We start from the raw sequence: 17,243 nt of genomic DNA, 5'->3' as shown, positions 1-17,243 counted from the left end.
GTGCCGAGCGCCATCATGATCATCGTCATCGCGAGCACGCGCTGACGGCCGATGCGGTCGCCGAGCGGGCCGAACACCATGCCGCCGATCGGGCGCACGAGGAACGCGGCGGCAAATGTGCCGAAGGTCGCGATCAGCTGCGCGGACGGGCTGCTCGACGGGAAGAACACTTTGCCCAACGTGACGGCGATATAGCTGTACACACCGAAGTCGAACCATTCCATCGCATTGCCGAGGGCCATTGCGCCGACGGCACGCCTGAGAAGGGTGTTGTCGACGACCGTGATGTCGTCGAGGGCGAGGCTGTTGTCTTTGGACTCGTGTCGCCAGAAGCCGTTGCTGGTAGCGGTCAAGGTTAAAACTCCTATGACTGCGGCCGAACGCGTAAGCGCTCCGCCACGGATTGCTGGAAGTACAGTTTCGCGAGCGGCCAAAGGCATCTTGCCTGGCGCGGACCGCGCAAGGGCGCACTGCGCAAACGTGCGGGGCACTCGCGCAGAAAAAATGACGCCCGTGCAGCGCGAAGGTCGTCGCGAAATTGCACTCGTGGGGTTGCTGCTAAACGTTGGTATCCGCGTGGCCTTGCAGGGGGGCAGATACCGGAGGACATTCACGCACGCAGTGCGCTCATGCCGCTTGAAAGGCTTGAAACGAAAAAGGCCGGCGAGGCGTCGCTCTGGATCGCGTCAGTCCAATCTGGCGCGACTTGCAACGAAACAACCGACAAGCCTTCTTGTATAAAAACAGTTCAAATCCGAACCCGGCACGCGCACGGCTGGGTTGCGAACTGAACGCGAATGAAGGGTTAATGCAGTTAGAACGACGCACATGGTAGCACGATGAGCGAGGATCGTGCAAACCGCCCGTCCGGCAAGGGACGGGAACGTGGGGCAATCCCTTGTCAGGCGGAGGATTGCGGGAATTCGGCGGCGGCTGAAGAAGTGGGATGCGACTAACGGTTTCGTTCAATTCTCGCACCAGGCGCGCGCCGGGTACGGGCGAAAAAAATCCGCGCTCAAAGCGCGGATTTTTGTACCATCGGGTTCGCAGCGACCGCTCAGCCTTGCGCCGGCGGCACGTAACCCGAAGCCTGATCGGCGCCTTCGCCGAAGAAGAACTTCTCCGTCTGCTTCATCAGATACTGACGCGCGCGCGGATCGGCCATGTTCAGCCGGTTTTCGTTGATCAGCATCGTCTGCTGCTTCAGCCACTGCTGCCACGCTTCTTTCGAAATGCTCTCGTAGATCCGCTTGCCGAGTTCGCCCGGCAGCGGCGGGAAATCGAGACCTTCGGCTTCCTTGCCGAGCTTCGTGCATTGAACCATGCGAGTCATGCTGTGCTTCTCCTGTAATCGATGTGGGACGGCGTCGCGCGATAGGGGCGTTATGTTGAGTGCTCAGAGCTGTTTCATCAGCACGAGCGACTTGCGCTGCCAGTTGTAGAGCCGGCGGCGATCTTCGGGCAGATCGTCGACGGTGACCTTCACGAAGCCCCGCTTGAGGAACCAGTGTTCGGTGCGCGTCGTCAGCACGAAGATGCGCGTGAGACCGCGCGCCCGCGCGCGCTGCTCGACGCGCTTCAGGAGCCGCTCGCCGTCGCCCGAGCCCTGCGCTTCGGGCGCGACCGTCAGGCACGCCATTTCGCCGATGCGCTCCTGCGGGTACGGATACAGCGCCGCGCAGCCGAACAGCACGCCGTCGTGCTCGATCACCGAGAAATGGTCGATGTCGCGCTCGATCTGGTGGCGTCCGCGCCGTACGAGCGTGCCATCCGTTTCGAGCGGCTCGATCAGCGTGAGAATGCCGCCGACGTCGTCGGGTGTTGCTTCGCGCAGGCTCTCGAGGTTCTCGTACGAGATCATCGTGCCGACGCCATCGTGCAAGAACAGTTCCAGCAGCAGACCGCCGTCGAGCGCGTACGGAATGATGTGCGCGCGCGCCACGCCGCCGCGGCACGCGCGGATCGAGTGCTTCAGATAGAAACCGGCGTCGCCCGTCACCGCGCCGCTTTCGTGCAGCCGGTAAGCGTCGTCCAGCGACATTTCGCGGATCAGCGAGCCTTCCTCGTCGAGCAGCCCTTCCGTTTCGGTGAGAAACACGATCTTGTCCGCGCGCAGCGCAATCGCGGCCGCCGACGCGACATCTTCCATCGCCAGATTGAACGCCTCGCCCGTCGGCGAGAAGCCGAGCGGCGACAGCAGCACGAGCTTGCGGCTCGCGAGCGAATGACGGATGGACTCGGCATCGATCTTGCGCACGACACCCGTGTGCTGGAAATCGACCCCGTCCAGAATGCCGACCGGGCGCGCCGTTACGAAGTTGCCCGACACCACGCTGATGTGCGCGTGCGCCATCGGCGTGTTCGGCAAGCCCTGGCTGATCGCGGCCTCGATGTCGAGACGCACTTCGCCCGCCGCTTCCTTCGCGGATTCGAGCGCGCGCGCATCGGTGATGCGCATGCCGTGCGAAAACTCGGATTCGACACCGTGCAGGCTCATCTGCTCTTCGACTTGCGGACGAGACCCGTGCACGAGCACGATCTGGATACCCATGGCCTGCAACAGCGCGATGTCGGAGACGAGCGCGTTGAGCAGCCCCTGATGCACGACTTCGCCGCCGAACCCGACGACGAACGTCTTGTTTCGGAACGCGTGAATATACGGCGCGACCGATCGCATCCAGTCGACGAATTGCGCGTGCTGCAACAGGATTTCCGCGTCGCTGGACGAGGCCGGCGTGCTGGCGGGCGAGGGGACGAGGTCGGTTTGGGAATTCATGCCCCGGATTATAATGCGCCCCCATGTCGAATGTACCCAAAAGCTCCGCAGGAGCTGATACGAAAAACGCGGCTGACGCTGCTGCGAAGGACGCCGCGAAGGCGACGCCGCGCGACCGTCAGGACGCATCGCGCGACGCACGCGGCGAAGCTTCGCGTCGTGACGTTTCCGTGAACGCTGCGAATGCGCCGCGTGCGAGCAATTCCGCGTCCGGTGACGCGACGAAGAAAGCGGCCGGCGCGCCTCACGATCGCCCGAAAAGCGGCGCGCACGGGCAGCAGCGCGGTCAGGGCAATAAACGCGCCGGCGGCCAGCAAAATGAACAACCGCGTGAACAGCCACGCGACAAGCCACGCACAGGCCCGCGCGAACCGCACAAGTCCACGCGCGCGATCGAACCGAATCCGGTTCCGCCCATCACGTTCCCCGAAGCGTTGCCCGTTTCCGGCAGACGCGAGGAAATCGCGCGCGCGATTGCCGGCCATCAGGTCGTGATCGTCAGCGGCGAGACGGGTTCGGGCAAGACGACGCAGCTGCCGAAAATCTGTCTCGCGCTCGGACGCGGGCTCGGCGCGGGCGGCAGCGGCCTGATCGGCCACACGCAGCCGCGCCGGATCGCGGCATCGGCGACGGGCCGGCGCATCGCCGAGGAACTCGGCACGCCGTTCGGCGAAGTGGTCGGCTACAAGGTGCGCTTCACCGACAATCTCGCACCGGGCGCTTCCGTCAAGCTGATGACGGACGGCATTCTGCTCGCGGAAACGCAGACCGATCCGCTGCTGAAGGCCTACGACACGCTGATCATCGACGAAGCGCACGAGCGCAGCCTGAACATCGATTTTCTGCTCGGCTATCTGAAGGAAATTTTGCCGAAGCGTCCCGATCTGAAGCTGATCGTGACGTCGGCGACGATCGATGCCGACCGTTTCGCGCGCCATTTCGGCAGTGAAGAAAAGCCCGCGCCCGTGATCGAAGTGAGCGGGCGGCTCTATCCCGTCGAAGTACGCTACCGGGCCGTCGCCGAAGATTCGCCGGCCGTCAAGGCAGCGGAAGGCCACGCGGGCCGCGAGCGCGGCGATCGTCCGGATCGGCCGGATCGTCCGAGAACGCAACGCGAGACCGATCGCGATCTGATGGACGCGATCGTCGAAGCCGCCGACGAGCTGTGCCGCGAAGGCCCCGGCGACGTGCTCGTGTTCCTGCCCGGCGAGCGCGAGATTCGCGACGCGGCGGAGGCGCTGCGCAAGCACCATCCACCGCACACGGAAATCCTGCCGTTGTTCGCGCGGCTTTCCGCGGCCGAACAGGAGCGTGTGTTCCGTCCGTCGAACGCGCGGCGCATCGTGCTCGCGACCAACGTCGCAGAAACGTCGCTGACGGTGCCCGGCATCCGTTACGTGATCGACACGGGCCTCGCGCGCGTGAAGCGCTACTCGTACCGCAACAAGGTCGAGCAGTTGCAGGTCGAGTCGATCTCGCAGGCAGCCGCGAACCAGCGGGCAGGGCGCTGCGGCCGCGTCGCCGACGGCATCTGCATTCGTCTCTACGAAGAAGACGACTTCGCGGCGCGGCCGCGTTTCACAGACCCCGAGATTCTGCGTTCGTCGCTGGCCGCCGTCATCTTGCGGATGAAGTCGCTGCATCTGACGGCGATCGAAACGTTCCCATTCATCGAGCCGCCGCCGGGGCGCGCAATCGCCGACGGTTATCAGCTGCTCAACGAACTCGGGGCCGTCGACGACGATAACGCGCTTACGCCGCTCGGCCGCGAGCTCGCGCGTCTGCCGCTCGATCCGCGCGTCGGCCGGATGATTCTCGCCGCGCGCGACCAGCAGTCGCTGCGCGAACTGCTGATCATCGCGAGCGCGCTGTCGGTGCAGGACCCGCGCGATCGCCCGATCGACGCGCAGGAGCAGGCGGACCAGGCGCATCGCAAGTTTGCCGACGAGCGCTCGGAGTTCCTGCAATGGCTGAAGATCTGGGCGTGGTTCGAAGAAGCCGTCGCGCACAAGAAGTCGAACAAACAGCTAACCGATGCATGCAGGCAGAACTTCCTGTCGCATCTGCGTCTGCGCGAATGGCGCGACGTGCATTCGCAACTGCTGACGGTGGTGCGCGAGCATGGCTGGCGCCTGAACGAAAGCGAGGCGACCTTCGAGCAGATCCATCTTGCGCTGCTGACGGGCCTGCTCGGCAATATCGGCCTGAAAGCCGACGACGAGCCTTACTACCTCGGCGCGCGCGGCATCAAGTTCTACCTGTGGCCGGGCTCGGCGCTCGTGAAGAAGGCGGGCAAGTGGGCGATGGCGGCGGAACTGGTCGAGACCAGCCGGCTGTACGCGCGCTGTATCGCGAAGATCGAGCCGGAATGGATCGAGCGGGTGGGCGCGCATCTGTTGAAGAAGTCGCTCTCCGAGCCGCATTGGGAAAAGCGCGCCGCGCAGGTGTCGGCGTTCGAGCGCGCGATGCTGTATGGCTTGCCCGTCTATCACCGGCGGCGCGTGAGCTTCGGCAAGCAGGACCCGGCGCGCGCGCGGGAGCTGTTCATTCGCGGCGCGCTCGTCGAAGGCGAGTTCGACACGAAGCTCGCGTTTTTCGCGCACAACCGCAAGCTGCTCGGCGAAATCGAGCAGCTCGAACACAAATCGCGCCGGCAGGACGTGCTGGTCGACGACGAACTCATCTACGCGTTCTACGATCAGGCGATTCCGAACGGCATCTATACGGGCGCGGCGTTCGAGCGCTGGTATCGCGACGAAGTGAAGAAGAGCGGGCAGCAAGAAGACAAGCTGCGTCTGCTGTATCTGTCGCGCGACGACCTGATGCGTCACGAAGCGGCCGGCGTCACAACCGATCTGTTTCCTAAGCGGATGACGATGTCGGGCGTCGAGATGGCGCTGACGTATCACTTCGAGCCGGGCTCGCCGCGCGATGGCGTGACGCTCGCCGTGCCGCTCTTCGCGCTGAACCAGGTGGATGCGCGGCGCGTCGAGTGGCTCGTGCCGGGCATGCTGAAAGAGAAGACGCAACTGCTGCTCAAGTCGTTGCCGCAGAAGCTGCGCCGCCATTGCGTGCCGCTGCCGGAGTACGCGGCGGGCTTCGTCGAGCGTCATGACGGCACGCGCTTCGGCACGGGCGGTCTGCTCGATGCGCTGATCGCCGATGTCCGCGAGCAGAAGCAGGTCGCGATGAAGCAGTCGGACTTCAAGCTCGAAACGCTCGCGCCGCATCTGTTCATGAACTTCAAGGTCATCGACGAGCACGGCCGTCAGCTCGCGATGGGCCGCAACCTCGCGCAACTGCGCGCCGAACTCGGCGGTCAGGCGCAACAGCATTTCCAGAAGATCGCGGCGAGCGCGGCAGGGGCGGCGCTGGCCAACGCGACTTCGGGTGGCGGCGCGCCTGCGCGCGGCGCGACGGCCGATGGTTCGCGTGGTACGAACGGCACTGCCGCGCGAAGCGCTCCGAGCGCGCCGCACACGCCGTCGACGGCGGAATCTCCCGCGGCATCCGCAACCGCGCTCTACGAAAACCTGACGACGTGGAATTTCGGCAAGCTGCCCGAGCTGCTCGAAATCCGCCGGGGCGGACAGACGCTGTTCGGGTATCCGGCGCTCGTCGATCGCGGCACGCATTGCGACGTGGAAGTGTTCGATTCGCCCGACGAGGCGGCGCGCATCCATCGCGCAGGGCTGCGGCGGCTCTTCGCGTTGCAGTTGCGCGAGCCGATCAAGTACCTCGAAAAGAACCTGCCGGGCTTGCGCGAAATGGCGATGCAGTTCATGCCGCGCGGCACGCAGGAAGAGCTGCGCGATCAACTGATCGATACAGCGCTCGACCGCGCGTGTCTGCAAGACCCGCTGCCCGATGACGACGCGAGCTTCCACGCGCGCAAGGATGAAGGCCGCAGCCGCTTGACGCTGCTCGCGCAAGAGATCGCACGCCTCGGCGGACTGATTCTTGGCGAGTACACGGCTGTCGTCAAAAAGCTGGCGCAGGCGAAGCCGTTCGCCGCGCCTTATGCGGACATGCAGAACCAGTTGGATGCGCTGATCGGCAAGCGCTTTGTCGTCGATACGCCGTACACGCAGCTGACTCATTTCCCGCGCTATCTGAAGGGCATCGCGCTGCGCATCGACAAGCTGAAAGCCGATCCGGCGCGCGATGCGCGTCAGTCCGCGGAATTGCAGCCGCTCGCGCAGCACTACCAGCGCGCGCTCGCGCAGCGCGGCGGCGTGCCGGATGCGCGGCTCGCCGAGTTCCGCTGGCTGCTCGAAGAGTTGCGCGTGTCGCTCTTCGCGCAGGAACTGCGCACGCCGATGCCTGTCTCCGTCAAGCGGCTCTACAAGGTCTGGGAATCGATGCAGCGGTAACGGAGTTCGGCGCCTCGCGTTCGGTTCACCCGACAGTGTGCATTGGGGCGCTCGTCGCGTGGCGCGACGTGTGTGGCGTCGCGCCACGCGGACGAAGATCACGTGGGCAAAATCACACCCTGTGATTTTGGTCGTCCGCTCCCGCGCCGGGCGGCGTCTCACCAGTGCATTCCCGCACCGACCGACGCGCCGACTTCGCCGCGCGAGCTCGCGGTGCCCTGGAGCTTGTACACCCACTTGCCCGTGTCGGACAGTTGCGACACGCCGACCGCCATCGCCGACTGTCCGCCGTACGTGCCCGCTGAGAGCGCAACCATGCCGTGACCCGGCAGCACCGCTTGCGGCAGACCCGCCATCGCGATCGCCGCGGCTGCGCCGCCGTAGCCGTCCTTGCGGACCGAGCGCACTTTATCGTCGGTGTAGCTCTTTGCCTGGCCGACTGCGCTGCTCACGCTCTGGTTCAACTGGTTGACGTTGACGGCGTCCGTGCCCTGGACGCCCGCCGCGACGTTCGTGATTTGCCGCTCCTGTCCAGCCGCGCCGACCGACACGGTATTCGCGCGATCGGCGACCGAGCCCTGGCCGAGCGCGACCGAATTGTCCGCGCTCGCGTTCGAGCCTGCGCCCAGCGCCACCGCGTTCGCGCCGCCCGCCTGCGCATTGGCGCCCGCGGCGATGGAGTGGGTGCCGCTGGCCAACGCTGGTTCAGTGGCGGGCGAGCCCTCGGAGCTGAACATCGGATTCGACGTGTTCACCGTCATGTTGCCGACTGTGCTGTCGAGCAACGCGGAAAGCTGGCCGAGATTGACGGCATCGTGGGCATCGACGGCATTCGCGACGTTGTGGATGCGGGTGCCGCCGTTCGCCGGGTCGCCTTGCAGCGTGACGCTGTCGTGGCTGATCGTCCCGTCGGGGTTGCGGTCGTACATCACCGCGCCGTCGATCCTGCTCGCCACGGCTTTCAGTTGCGCGACGTTGACGGCATCCTGGTCGACCCGGCCCGCTGCCACGCCGCTGATCGTGCGATTGCCGACGTTGACCTCGCCAGATGAAGTTTGCGACGCGTCCAGGCCGAATGCCGTGTACCCGGACTGTGCGCCAAAGAGGGTCGTCGAGCCCGCACCGAGCGCCACGCTGTTGCTGAAGGTCGCGTTCGAACCCGCGCCGAGTGCCACGCTATTGCTGAGGGTCGCCATCGAATTCGCGCCGAGCGCGAGCGACCCGACGGCAATCGCTTGCGCCGCATGGCCCACCGCTGTCGCCGACGCCGCCATCGCGCGCGAATGAGCGCCGATCGCCGTCGCGTTGTCGGTGCCCGCAGTCGAGGTATCTCCAACGGCCGTTGCATCGATGCCGCCGGAGTACGCGGAATCGCCAAGCGCGACGCCCGTCGTGTCGACACCGACCGAACCGTTGCCAATCAACGCTTGGGCATTCGCGTTTGCCACTGCGGACGTCAGCACCACGCACGCGAGCATCAGTTGCGCGCGTCGGCGCATGCGTGTCGCAGGCTGTATTCCGACTTCGTTCAAGATGGCGCGTTGATACGCGAAGTGTGCTTGCGCCATTTCAATCGTTATTCTCATGCCTCAAAACTCCGGATAAAGCAGAACAGCAATAAATCGGAAACGCCCGGCGGCTGGACAAGCATCGGTTATGGCAAGACCCGCTTTGCTGGAATGGAAAAGATGCTTGCGAAGACACGGACCTGTTCTGCCCGCGCTGGCCGGCGCGTATCCGTTTTGCTGGCAAGCGTCAAAGCGGGTATTGCGCTCACGGATTTTTGTGGCGAACGACGAGCCGTCGATATGAGGTAATTCTTAATTAATGACGATCTGAATTTTCCGTCCGCAATCGATGAAAACGGGCCGTGATTAATCAGGTTTTATTCACTGTTTAATGGCCGGATTCGCAATCGGTATTGAAGTCTTCAAAGGCAGGGACTGGATTGATTCGGCTGTGCGAATGCCGACGTTCGGGGGCCGCGCACCAACGGCAAAAATGCCCGCATCGGATCGCCCGAAACCCTTGCGGCAACACGCCGCAAGGCCCTGTTTTTCCGCGATCCGGGTCAACCGTTGGGCGGTGCAAACGTTCTACAATGGCGACTGTTCCCTGATGTGAGTTTTCATGCGCAAATTTTCCCTTCCCGGCTTGACCAGCACGTTCGCAGCCGGCGCGGCGCTCGTCGCGGCAGCAAGCTTCTTCTCCCCGGCGGTTCATGCGAACAACGTGATCGTGCTCAATTCCGGCGAAGCCACGCTGAGCCTGATCGACGAGGCCACGCATCAGGTTGTCGATACCGTGCCGACGGGCAAGGAGCCGCATCACCTGATGGCGACGCCGGATAATTCCTCGCTGATCGTCGCGAATTCGGTGTCGAACAATCTGATGTTCGTCGACCCGAAAACGGGCAAGCTGCAGCGCTGGATCGAAAACATCGAAGATCCGTATCAGATCGGTTTCTCGCCGGATCGCAAATGGCTCGTGACGACGGGCCTGCGCCTCGACCGGCTCGACATTTACCACTACGACGGCCACAACATGACGCTGGCGAGCCGTCTGCCGCTCGCCGTGATGCCGAGTCACATCGCGTTCACGAACGACAGCAAGACGGTGTTCATCACGCTGCAGGTGTCGGGCGAACTGGCGGCCGTCGATCTCGCCACGCAGACGGTCAAGTGGAAGATGAAAGTCGGCAAGGTGCCGGCCGGCCTGTGGATGACGCCCGGTGACAAGTACCTGCTCGTCGGCATGACGGGCGCGGACTATGTGGCTGTCGTCGACTGGAGGAATCAGAAGGTCGTGAAGACGATCACGACGGGCAAGGGCGCGCACAACTTCCGCTCGCTCGCCGACGGCAAGCACGTCGCGGTGTCGAACCGGGTGGCGAGCACGATCAGCATCATCGACGAGGACACGCTCACCAACGTCGGCGACATCACGGGCCTGATGCCGGGACCGGACGACATGGAACTTTCCGCGGACAAACGGTATCTGTGGGTGACGTTCCGTTTCGCGAAGCACGTCGGCGTGATCGACCTGAGCACGCGCAAGCTGATCCAGACGATCGCCGTGGGCCGCTCGCCGCACGGCATCTATTTCTTCGATCGCGCGCCTGTCACCGCGCCGAACGGAGCGTAACGCGACGTATGACGCAGGCGGCGCGCGTTGCCTGAGCGCCCGCCTGCGAGCCGCGAAGCCAAGCGGTAAAGTCATGGGTAACGCCGAACGCGACGAAGAGCACCATGTTCCACCTGATCGTTTCCAATCTCGATAGCTTCATCTCGTCGATCCAGACGCTGCTGTACATCGATGTCGTGCAGCCGCTGCTGTTTCGCTTCGACCTGATGGACTACGACGAGGACACGTACGACAGCCTCTACTGGGTGATCGTCGGCGTGCTGGAAGTGCTCGCGATGTACGCGCTGCTGCGGCCGCTCGAAGCGCTGCGGCCGGTGGAGCAGTGGAAGGATCGCAAGGCGGTGCGCGTCGACGTGCTGTACACGTGGATCGCGAAGCTCGGCATCCTCAATCTGTTTTTCTTTTTCGCGCTGCAGCCGTTTTTCGACTCGGTGCAAGGCTGGCTGCGCCTGCATGGCATCGCGAACATCGAGCTCGACAATCTGTGGCCCGGCGTGACGACGCAGCCGATCGTCACGTTCGTCATGTATCTGCTGGTGCTCGATTTCGCGGGCTATTGGTATCACCGCGGGCAGCACGGGATCGGTGTCTGGTGGGAACTGCACGCGGTGCATCACAGCCAGCAGCAGATGTCGCTCTGGGCCGACGACCGCAACCATCTGTTCGACGGTCTGCTGCAAGCGTGTTTCTTCGCGATCATCGCGCTCTTTATCGGCGTGCCGCCGTCGCAGTTCGTCGTGCTGGTCGCCGTCACGAATCTCGCGCAGAGCGTGCAGCACGCGAACATCCGCATGTACTTCGGCTGGCTCGGCGAGCGCCTGCTCGTCAGCCCGACGTTCCACCGTCGTCATCACGCGATCGGCTACGGCCACGAAGGGCTGAAGTACGGTTGCAATTTCGGCGTGCTGTTTCCGTGGTGGGACATGATGTTCGGCAGCGCATCGTGGAGCCGCGAGATGGAGCCGACGGGCATCCGCGATCAGCTCAGCGGCCGGCGCTACGGCGAAGGCTTCTGGGCGCAACACTGGCTGGCGTTCGTGCGCATCGCGCAGCGCATCGGCGGCAAGAAGCAGCGGCGCGCGGCCTGACGCGGCCTACGTTCTCCATTGCCTGTTTCGAGCGCGCGCGTCCGGCAATCGTCGGCTGCGATGGCTGCGCCGCGAGCCGCCGCAGCGGCGCACGCACCTTGTTATCCACGCCGCAAGTCCTGTATTCGCCGTCCGAACTCGACGTGGTTTATCCTGTCCACGTTTCCTTCTTTTCCCTGCGTTCCGGCTACCGTCACTGACTTCGCATGAATGACCTCCTGCGCTCGTTTGGGCGCGCGCTTTCTTCCGTGCTGCATCCGCGCATGCTCTGGCTGACGTTCATGCCGTTTGCGGCGGCGGCGATCGTCTGGGGCGTGGTCCTCTGGTTTTCCTGGCAGACGCTGATCGGCACGACGCGCAACTGGCTCGAAGGCTGGCCGCTTACGACCACGCTCTACAGGCTGTTCGACTGGCTCGGATTTTCGTCGCTGCATGCGGCCGTTGCGCCGTTCATCGTGATTGCGGTCGCCATACCTCTCATCGTCGTGACCGTGCTGCTGCTGATCGCGACGCTGTCGATGCCCGCCGTGATCCGGCATCTGTCCGCGCGTCAGTTCGCCGGGCTGGAGATGCGGCGCGGCGGCACGTGGTACGGCAGTCTCGTCCATGCCGTCTGGACGACGCTCGTGTGCCTCGTCGTGCTCGTGGTCACGCTGCCCCTGTGGCTGATTCCGCCTTTCTTCGCGCTGATCCCGCCGTTGCTGTGGGGCTGGCTCACGTATCGCGTGATGACGTACGACGCGCTCGCGCTGCACGCGAGCAGCGAAGAGCGGCGCGCGCTCGTGAGCCGGCATCGTTTGCCACTGCTGCTGATCGGCGTGGCGAGCGGGCTGCTCGGCTCGCTGCCGACGCTCATCTGGGCGTCGTCCGTCTGGCTGATCGTGCTGTTCCCCGTCATGACCGCGGCGACCATCTGGATCTATGCTTTCATCCTGGTGTTTACGGCGCTGTGGTTCGGCTTCTACTGCCTGCGCGCGCTGCAGCGGATGCGCGCCGAAGAGCACGGCGCGAACGGTCATCACGGTCGGGATGGCCCACATGATGGTCCGTACGGTGCGCGGGACCCGGCGCGCATTTCCTACTGACACTCGACAAGAGGCTGCAATGGCATTTGGCGTCATCATCATCGGCGATGAAATCCTGTCGGGCAGGCGCGTCGACAAGCATCTGCCTAAAGTTATCCAGCTTCTGAGCGCGCGCGGGCTGTCGCTCTCATGGGCCGAATATATCGGCGACGATCCCGCGCGCATCACGGCGACGCTGCGCCGCTCGTTCGCATCGGGCGATGTCGTGTTCTCGACGGGCGGCATCGGCGCGACGCCGGACGATCACACGCGCCAATGCGCGGCCGCGGCGCTCGCCGTGCCGCTCGAACTGCATCCGGAAGCGAAAGTGCTGATCCAGGAGCGCATCCGCGAGATGCATTCCGCCAATGCGCCGACATCCGTCGATTTCGATTCGCCCGAGAACCTGCATCGTCTGAACATGGGCACGTTTCCGCGCGGCGCGTCGATCATTCCGAACGGCTACAACAAGATTCCTGGCTTCTCTGTTGGCGATCATCATTTCGTGCCCGGCTTTCCGGTGATGGCGTGGCCGATGATCGAGTGGGTGCTGGACACGAAGTATGCGCATCTGCATCACTCGACTCCGCATGCGGAGAAGTCTTTGCTGGTTTTCGAATTGCCTGAGTCGACGCTGACGCCGTTGATGGAAAAGATCGAGCACGACTTTCCGGGCGTGCGGGTGTTCAGCCTGCCGAGCGTCGGCGATGCGGATCGCGGCGGCATCTATGCGCGCCGTCATATCGACCTCGGCGTGAAGGGCGAGCCCGAGGCCGTCGCAGCGGCGTTCGTGAAGCTGCGCGAAGGCGTGCATCTGCTCGGCGGCGACATCGTCGAGCCGGAAGCGGCTGCGGCACCAGCCCAGCCGCGCGGCTGATCGCGTCGAGGCGATATCGGCGCTGCGCAAGCGGGTGTGCGACGCGCGCCGTCCAGAGAACATCATTCGCGTGTCACATCGCGCGCGGACGATTCGAATGAAAGCGCAAACGAAAGCGGCGCACGGTTCGCACCGTGCGCCGCGCGATTCTGGAAAGCCGCCGGCCTCGCCTCGTCCTATGCGGTCGTGCGTCTTACGCGCCGATCCACGGCAGGCCGCGGAAACACCAGCCCGTTACCGTCTTTCGATGCCCCTGGCCATCCTTGTCGCCTTCGAAGCCTTCGAGCAGATCCAGCGCCTTCGTGAAGCCGGCCTGCGTCGCGGCGATCGCGGCGAGCTTCGAGCGCGCGGCGCTGCGGCACAGGAGCAGCACGGGCGTATCGGGTGTCGCGACCTGGCGCAACTGGTCGATGAACTCGACATTCGGCACGCCGCCCGGATAGCGCGTCCATTCGACGTGCGCATACTGGCCGTCGCCGACGACGGGGCGGCCAACCCAATCGAGCTCGGCGCGCGTGCGCACGTCGACGAGGCGGGCGCGCGGGTCGAGTTGCAGAAGCTCGAACGCTTCGGCAGGCGTGACGGCGCCCGCATACGGAAGCTGGTTTTCGACACGGCGCTTTTCAGCCTGGCTGTACAACTGTTCGAGCGTACTCATGACAGCAGATCTCCTCGGAGCCAAAGAATCATTCTAGCAAGCACGCGCATGCTGGGCCGCACATTCCGAAGCGGGAGTCGGGGTACGCGCTGGCGCTCCATTCTGGTGCAAAATACATTGCATGCACCAAGATGGGAAATCAAGCAGACGCGGATTTTTTTAATGCACGTCGATGGTGCAACAAGGCGGTTTGTAGTCGCGTAATTCCCGCAAACGGTGTGCGCCGATTCCCCGCAAAGGCGCGTCGGCGTTGGCGCTGCAACGAGCCGGTACGTGCTCGACAAAAATATGGCATGGAAGCTGCTTTAGTGGTCCCGATCGAACTGGCCCGACGCCAGAAACGGTCGATCCCGGGTTGCCGGTATTCGAGGGGTGGACGCGTCGGGGCTGGTCAGCTAGATTGGGCGGCGGCTCAACCCGCCGAATTCGTTAATCAGGAGATAGGTTATGAGTAAATCCGTGGCCGACGTCATGCAGCTCGTCAAGGACGAGGACGTCAAGTTTGTCGACTTCCGTTTCACCGACACGCGCGGCAAGGAGCAACACGTTTCGGTGCCGGTGTCGGCATTCGACGAAGACAAGTTTGAAAGCGGCCATGCATTTGACGGTTCTTCGATTGCCGGCTGGAAGGGCATCGAAGCGTCGGACATGCTGCTCGTGCCGGATGCGAACACCGCCTACATCGACCCGTTCTACGAAGAGTCGACCCTCGTGCTGACCTGCGACGTCGTCGAACCGGCTGACGGCAAGGGCTATGAGCGCGACCCGCGCTCGCTCGCGAAGCGCGCCGAAGCGTACCTGAAGAGCACGGGTCTCGGCGACACGGCCTTCTTCGGTCCGGAACCGGAATTCTTCATTTTCGACTCGGTCCAGTGGAACACGGACCAGTCGGGCTGTTTCGTCAAGATCGGCTCGGAAGAAGCACCGTGGTCGTCGGGCAAGGAATTCGAAGGCGGCAACACGGGTCACCGCCCGGGCACGAAGGGCGGCTACTTCCCCGTCGCTCCCGTCGACACGTTCCAGGACATCCGTTCGGAAATGTGCCTGCTGCTCGAACAGATCGGCATCCCCGTCGAAGTTCACCACCACGAAGTCGCGGGCCAAGGCCAGAACGAAATCGGCACGAAGTTCTCGACGCTGGTTCAGCGCGCTGACTGGACGCAGCAGCTGAAGTACATCGTCCACAACGTCGCGCACACGTACGGCAAGACGGCGACGTTCATGCCGAAGCCCGTCGTCGGCGACAACGGTTCGGGCATGCACGTTCACCAGTCGATCTGGAAGGACGGCCAGAACATGTTCGCAGGCAACGGCTATGCTGGCCTGTCGGAATTCGCGCTGTTCTACATCGGCGGCATCATCAAGCACGCTCGCGCGCTGAACGCGATCACGAACCCGGGTACGAACTCGTACAAGCGTCTCGTGCCGCACTTCGAAGCACCCGTGAAGCTGGCTTACTCGGCACGCAACCGTTCGGCATCGATCCGTATTCCGCACGTCGCGAATCCGAAGGGCCGCCGTATCGAAACGCGCTTCCCGGATCCGCTCGCGAACCCGTACCTGTGCTTCTCCGCGCTGATGATGGCGGGTCTGGACGGCGTGCAGAACAAGATCCATCCGGGCGAAGCCGCGGACAAGAACCTGTACGACCTGCCGCCGGAAGAGGATGCAAAGATCCCGACCGTATGTGCCGGCCTCGACCAGGCGCTGGAAGCACTCGACAAGGATCGCGAGTTCCTCACGCGCGGTGGCGTGTTCACGGATGCGATGCTCGACGCTTACATCGAACTGAAGGAAAGCGAACTGCAACGCGTGCGTATGACCACGCACCCGGTCGAATTCGAACTGTACTACTCGCTGTAAGAGGCGCTGCGCCTTGCCTGCATATGTGCGGGCAGGCGTACGCCCCGACGCTGCGATCGGTCATGAAGGGACGGCGGCGCCGTCCCTTTTTCGTTGGATCGAAGCGATGACCGTTTCATTGCAGATTGATGTTGCCGTATTGAACCGCGTGCGCTGAAGCCCGCTTCACCATCGCTTTCGGCCGGAATGAGCGCTTTGGCGCTTGCTCCGGCCCCATGCAACGCTCTCTACCCGACTGCAAGATGGTACTGAAGAACCTGATCAAGGCCAGAAAAGGGCATGCCGACGCACTGTCGGACGATGTGCAGCTCGTCGAGTCCGGTTTGCTGCCGGGCTTCGAGGCGCTGCCCACGGTCGTGCTCGTGCTCGACAAGCGAACGCTGCGTGTCGCGTTCGCGAACCCGTCGGCGGAATCGATGCTCGAAATGTCGCGCCGGCAACTGACGCAGATGGCATGGCCCGACATCTTCGCGAACGGCGAGGAATTGACGGCAACCATCGCCGCGATCGCCGATCACCGTTTTCACGCGACGCATCTCGATGCCGTGCTCGAGCGTCCCGGCCACGAGCCGCTGCATGTGCATGCCGTCGTCGGCTTTCTGGAGAGCGCGCAAGACTACGTGCTGCTCGAACTTTTCGAGAACGAGCGGCACCTGCGCTCCGATCGCGAAGAGCGCATTCACGATCTGACGGCCGTCAACAAGCAGCTGATCCGCAATCTCGCGCATGAGATCAAGAATCCGCTCGGCGGCATTCGCGGCGCGGCGCAACTGCTCGAATTCGAACTCGGCGCGCGCGAGCGCGACGAGCTGCGCGAGTACACGCAGGTGGTCATCAAGGAATCGGACCGGCTGCAGACGCTCGTCGACCGGCTGCTTGAACCGCATCGTCATCCGCATATCGTCGGCGACGTGAACATTCACGAAGTATGCGAGCGCGTGCGCGCGGTGATTCTCGCCGAGTTTCCGCGCGGCCTCACGATCGAGCGCGACTACGACGTGAGCGTGCCCGATCTCCGCGGCGACAAGGAGCAGCTGATCCAGGCGCTGCTGAACATCGTGCGCAATGCGGCCGAAGCCTTGCATGAACGCATCTCGCAAGGCGACGCGCGCATCGAGTTGCGCACGCGCGTCGCGCGCAAGGTGACGATCGCGAAACGTCTTTGCAAGCTGGCACTGGACTTGCATATCGTTGACAACGGGCCCGGCATTCCCGAAGAAATCCGCGAGCGCATCTTCTATCCGCTCGTATCGGGGCGCGACGATGGCAGCGGTCTTGGCCTGACGCTCGCGCAGACATTCGTGCAACAGCACGAAGGGATGATCGAAGTGGAGAGCCGTCCGGGTCACACCGAGTTTCAGATCCTGCTGCCGCTCAACTGCTGACACGACACGCAATAC

The 17,243-nt window shown here is 63.8% G+C and carries 13 protein-coding genes; 8 read left to right on the top strand and 5 right to left on the bottom strand.

Annotation, left to right across the window (positions count from 1 at the left end):
* From GCT13_RS10805 to argA, 3 genes are all read right to left on the bottom strand, one after another.
* Positions 1-353: MFS transporter (locus tag GCT13_RS10805; protein WP_152757695.1), on the bottom strand; the 353-nt coding region annotated here is incomplete at its 3' end.
* 704 nt (positions 354-1,057) lie between these two features.
* A complete protein-coding gene (locus GCT13_RS10800) occupies positions 1,058-1,333 on the bottom strand; it encodes an oxidative damage protection protein (RefSeq protein WP_012400884.1) in 276 nt (91 codons plus the stop codon).
* A gap of 63 nt (positions 1,334-1,396) precedes the next feature.
* Positions 1,397-2,776 (bottom strand): amino-acid N-acetyltransferase, encoded by a 1,380-nt coding sequence (gene argA / locus GCT13_RS10795; RefSeq protein ID WP_152757693.1) that lies wholly within the window; start codon positions 2,774-2,776, stop codon positions 1,397-1,399.
* Positions 2,777-2,799: 23 nt separating this feature from the next.
* On the opposite strand from argA, the gene hrpA reads away from it, so the two are divergent.
* Positions 2,800-7,149: an ATP-dependent RNA helicase HrpA gene (gene hrpA / locus GCT13_RS10790; protein WP_152757691.1), complete on the top strand. Its 4,350-nt coding sequence runs from the start codon at positions 2,800-2,802 to the stop codon at positions 7,147-7,149.
* 158 nt (positions 7,150-7,307) lie between these two features.
* On the opposite strand, the gene GCT13_RS10785 is transcribed toward hrpA, so the two are convergent.
* Positions 7,308-8,648 carry a YadA family autotransporter adhesin gene (locus GCT13_RS10785; protein ID WP_321574280.1) on the bottom strand — a complete coding sequence of 447 codons (1,341 nt, stop codon included), beginning with the start codon at positions 8,646-8,648 and terminating at the stop codon, positions 7,308-7,310.
* Positions 8,649-8,708: 60 nt separating this feature from the next.
* Between GCT13_RS10785 and GCT13_RS48280 the strand changes: the two genes are divergently transcribed.
* From GCT13_RS48280 to GCT13_RS10765, 5 genes are all read left to right on the top strand, one after another.
* A complete protein-coding gene (locus GCT13_RS48280; RefSeq protein WP_193727630.1) occupies positions 8,709-8,966 on the top strand; it encodes a hypothetical protein in 258 nt (85 codons plus the stop codon).
* Positions 8,967-9,279: 313 nt separating this feature from the next.
* Positions 9,280-10,293, top strand: coding sequence for a YVTN family beta-propeller repeat protein (locus GCT13_RS10780; protein ID WP_152757687.1), 1,014 nt, complete (start codon positions 9,280-9,282; stop codon positions 10,291-10,293).
* A gap of 104 nt (positions 10,294-10,397) precedes the next feature.
* Entirely contained in the window at positions 10,398-11,381 is a 984-nt protein-coding gene (locus tag GCT13_RS10775) for a sterol desaturase family protein (RefSeq protein ID WP_152757685.1), read from the top strand.
* Positions 11,382-11,587: 206 nt separating this feature from the next.
* Entirely contained in the window at positions 11,588-12,466 is an 879-nt protein-coding gene (locus GCT13_RS10770) for an EI24 domain-containing protein (protein ID WP_152757683.1), read from the top strand.
* A gap of 19 nt (positions 12,467-12,485) precedes the next feature.
* The gene (locus GCT13_RS10765) at positions 12,486-13,322 is read left to right on the top strand and encodes a competence/damage-inducible protein A (RefSeq protein ID WP_152757681.1); all 837 of its coding nucleotides are present in this window, start codon (positions 12,486-12,488) and stop codon (positions 13,320-13,322) included.
* A 193-nt stretch (positions 13,323-13,515) separates the two neighbouring features.
* On the opposite strand, the gene GCT13_RS10760 is transcribed toward GCT13_RS10765, so the two are convergent.
* The gene (locus tag GCT13_RS10760; protein WP_152757679.1) at positions 13,516-13,980 is read right to left on the bottom strand and encodes a rhodanese-like domain-containing protein; all 465 of its coding nucleotides are present in this window, start codon (positions 13,978-13,980) and stop codon (positions 13,516-13,518) included.
* Between the two features lie 447 nt (positions 13,981-14,427).
* Here GCT13_RS10760 and glnA point away from each other — a divergent pair, with 447 nt between their 5' ends.
* Positions 14,428-15,843: a type I glutamate--ammonia ligase gene (glnA, locus tag GCT13_RS10755; protein ID WP_152757677.1), complete on the top strand. Its 1,416-nt coding sequence runs from the start codon at positions 14,428-14,430 to the stop codon at positions 15,841-15,843.
* 242 nt (positions 15,844-16,085) lie between these two features.
* The gene (gene glnL / locus GCT13_RS10750) at positions 16,086-17,228 is read left to right on the top strand and encodes a nitrogen regulation protein NR(II) (RefSeq protein ID WP_152757731.1); all 1,143 of its coding nucleotides are present in this window, start codon (positions 16,086-16,088) and stop codon (positions 17,226-17,228) included.
* The last annotated feature ends 15 nt before the right edge of the window (positions 17,229-17,243 follow it).

It is taken from the genome of Paraburkholderia franconis (genome assembly GCF_009362735.1).
Classification (GTDB): domain Bacteria; phylum Pseudomonadota; class Gammaproteobacteria; order Burkholderiales; family Burkholderiaceae; genus Paraburkholderia; species Paraburkholderia franconis.
The sequence above is the reverse complement of the archived record's forward strand: the minus strand, read 5'-3'. Positions and strand labels throughout refer to the sequence as shown.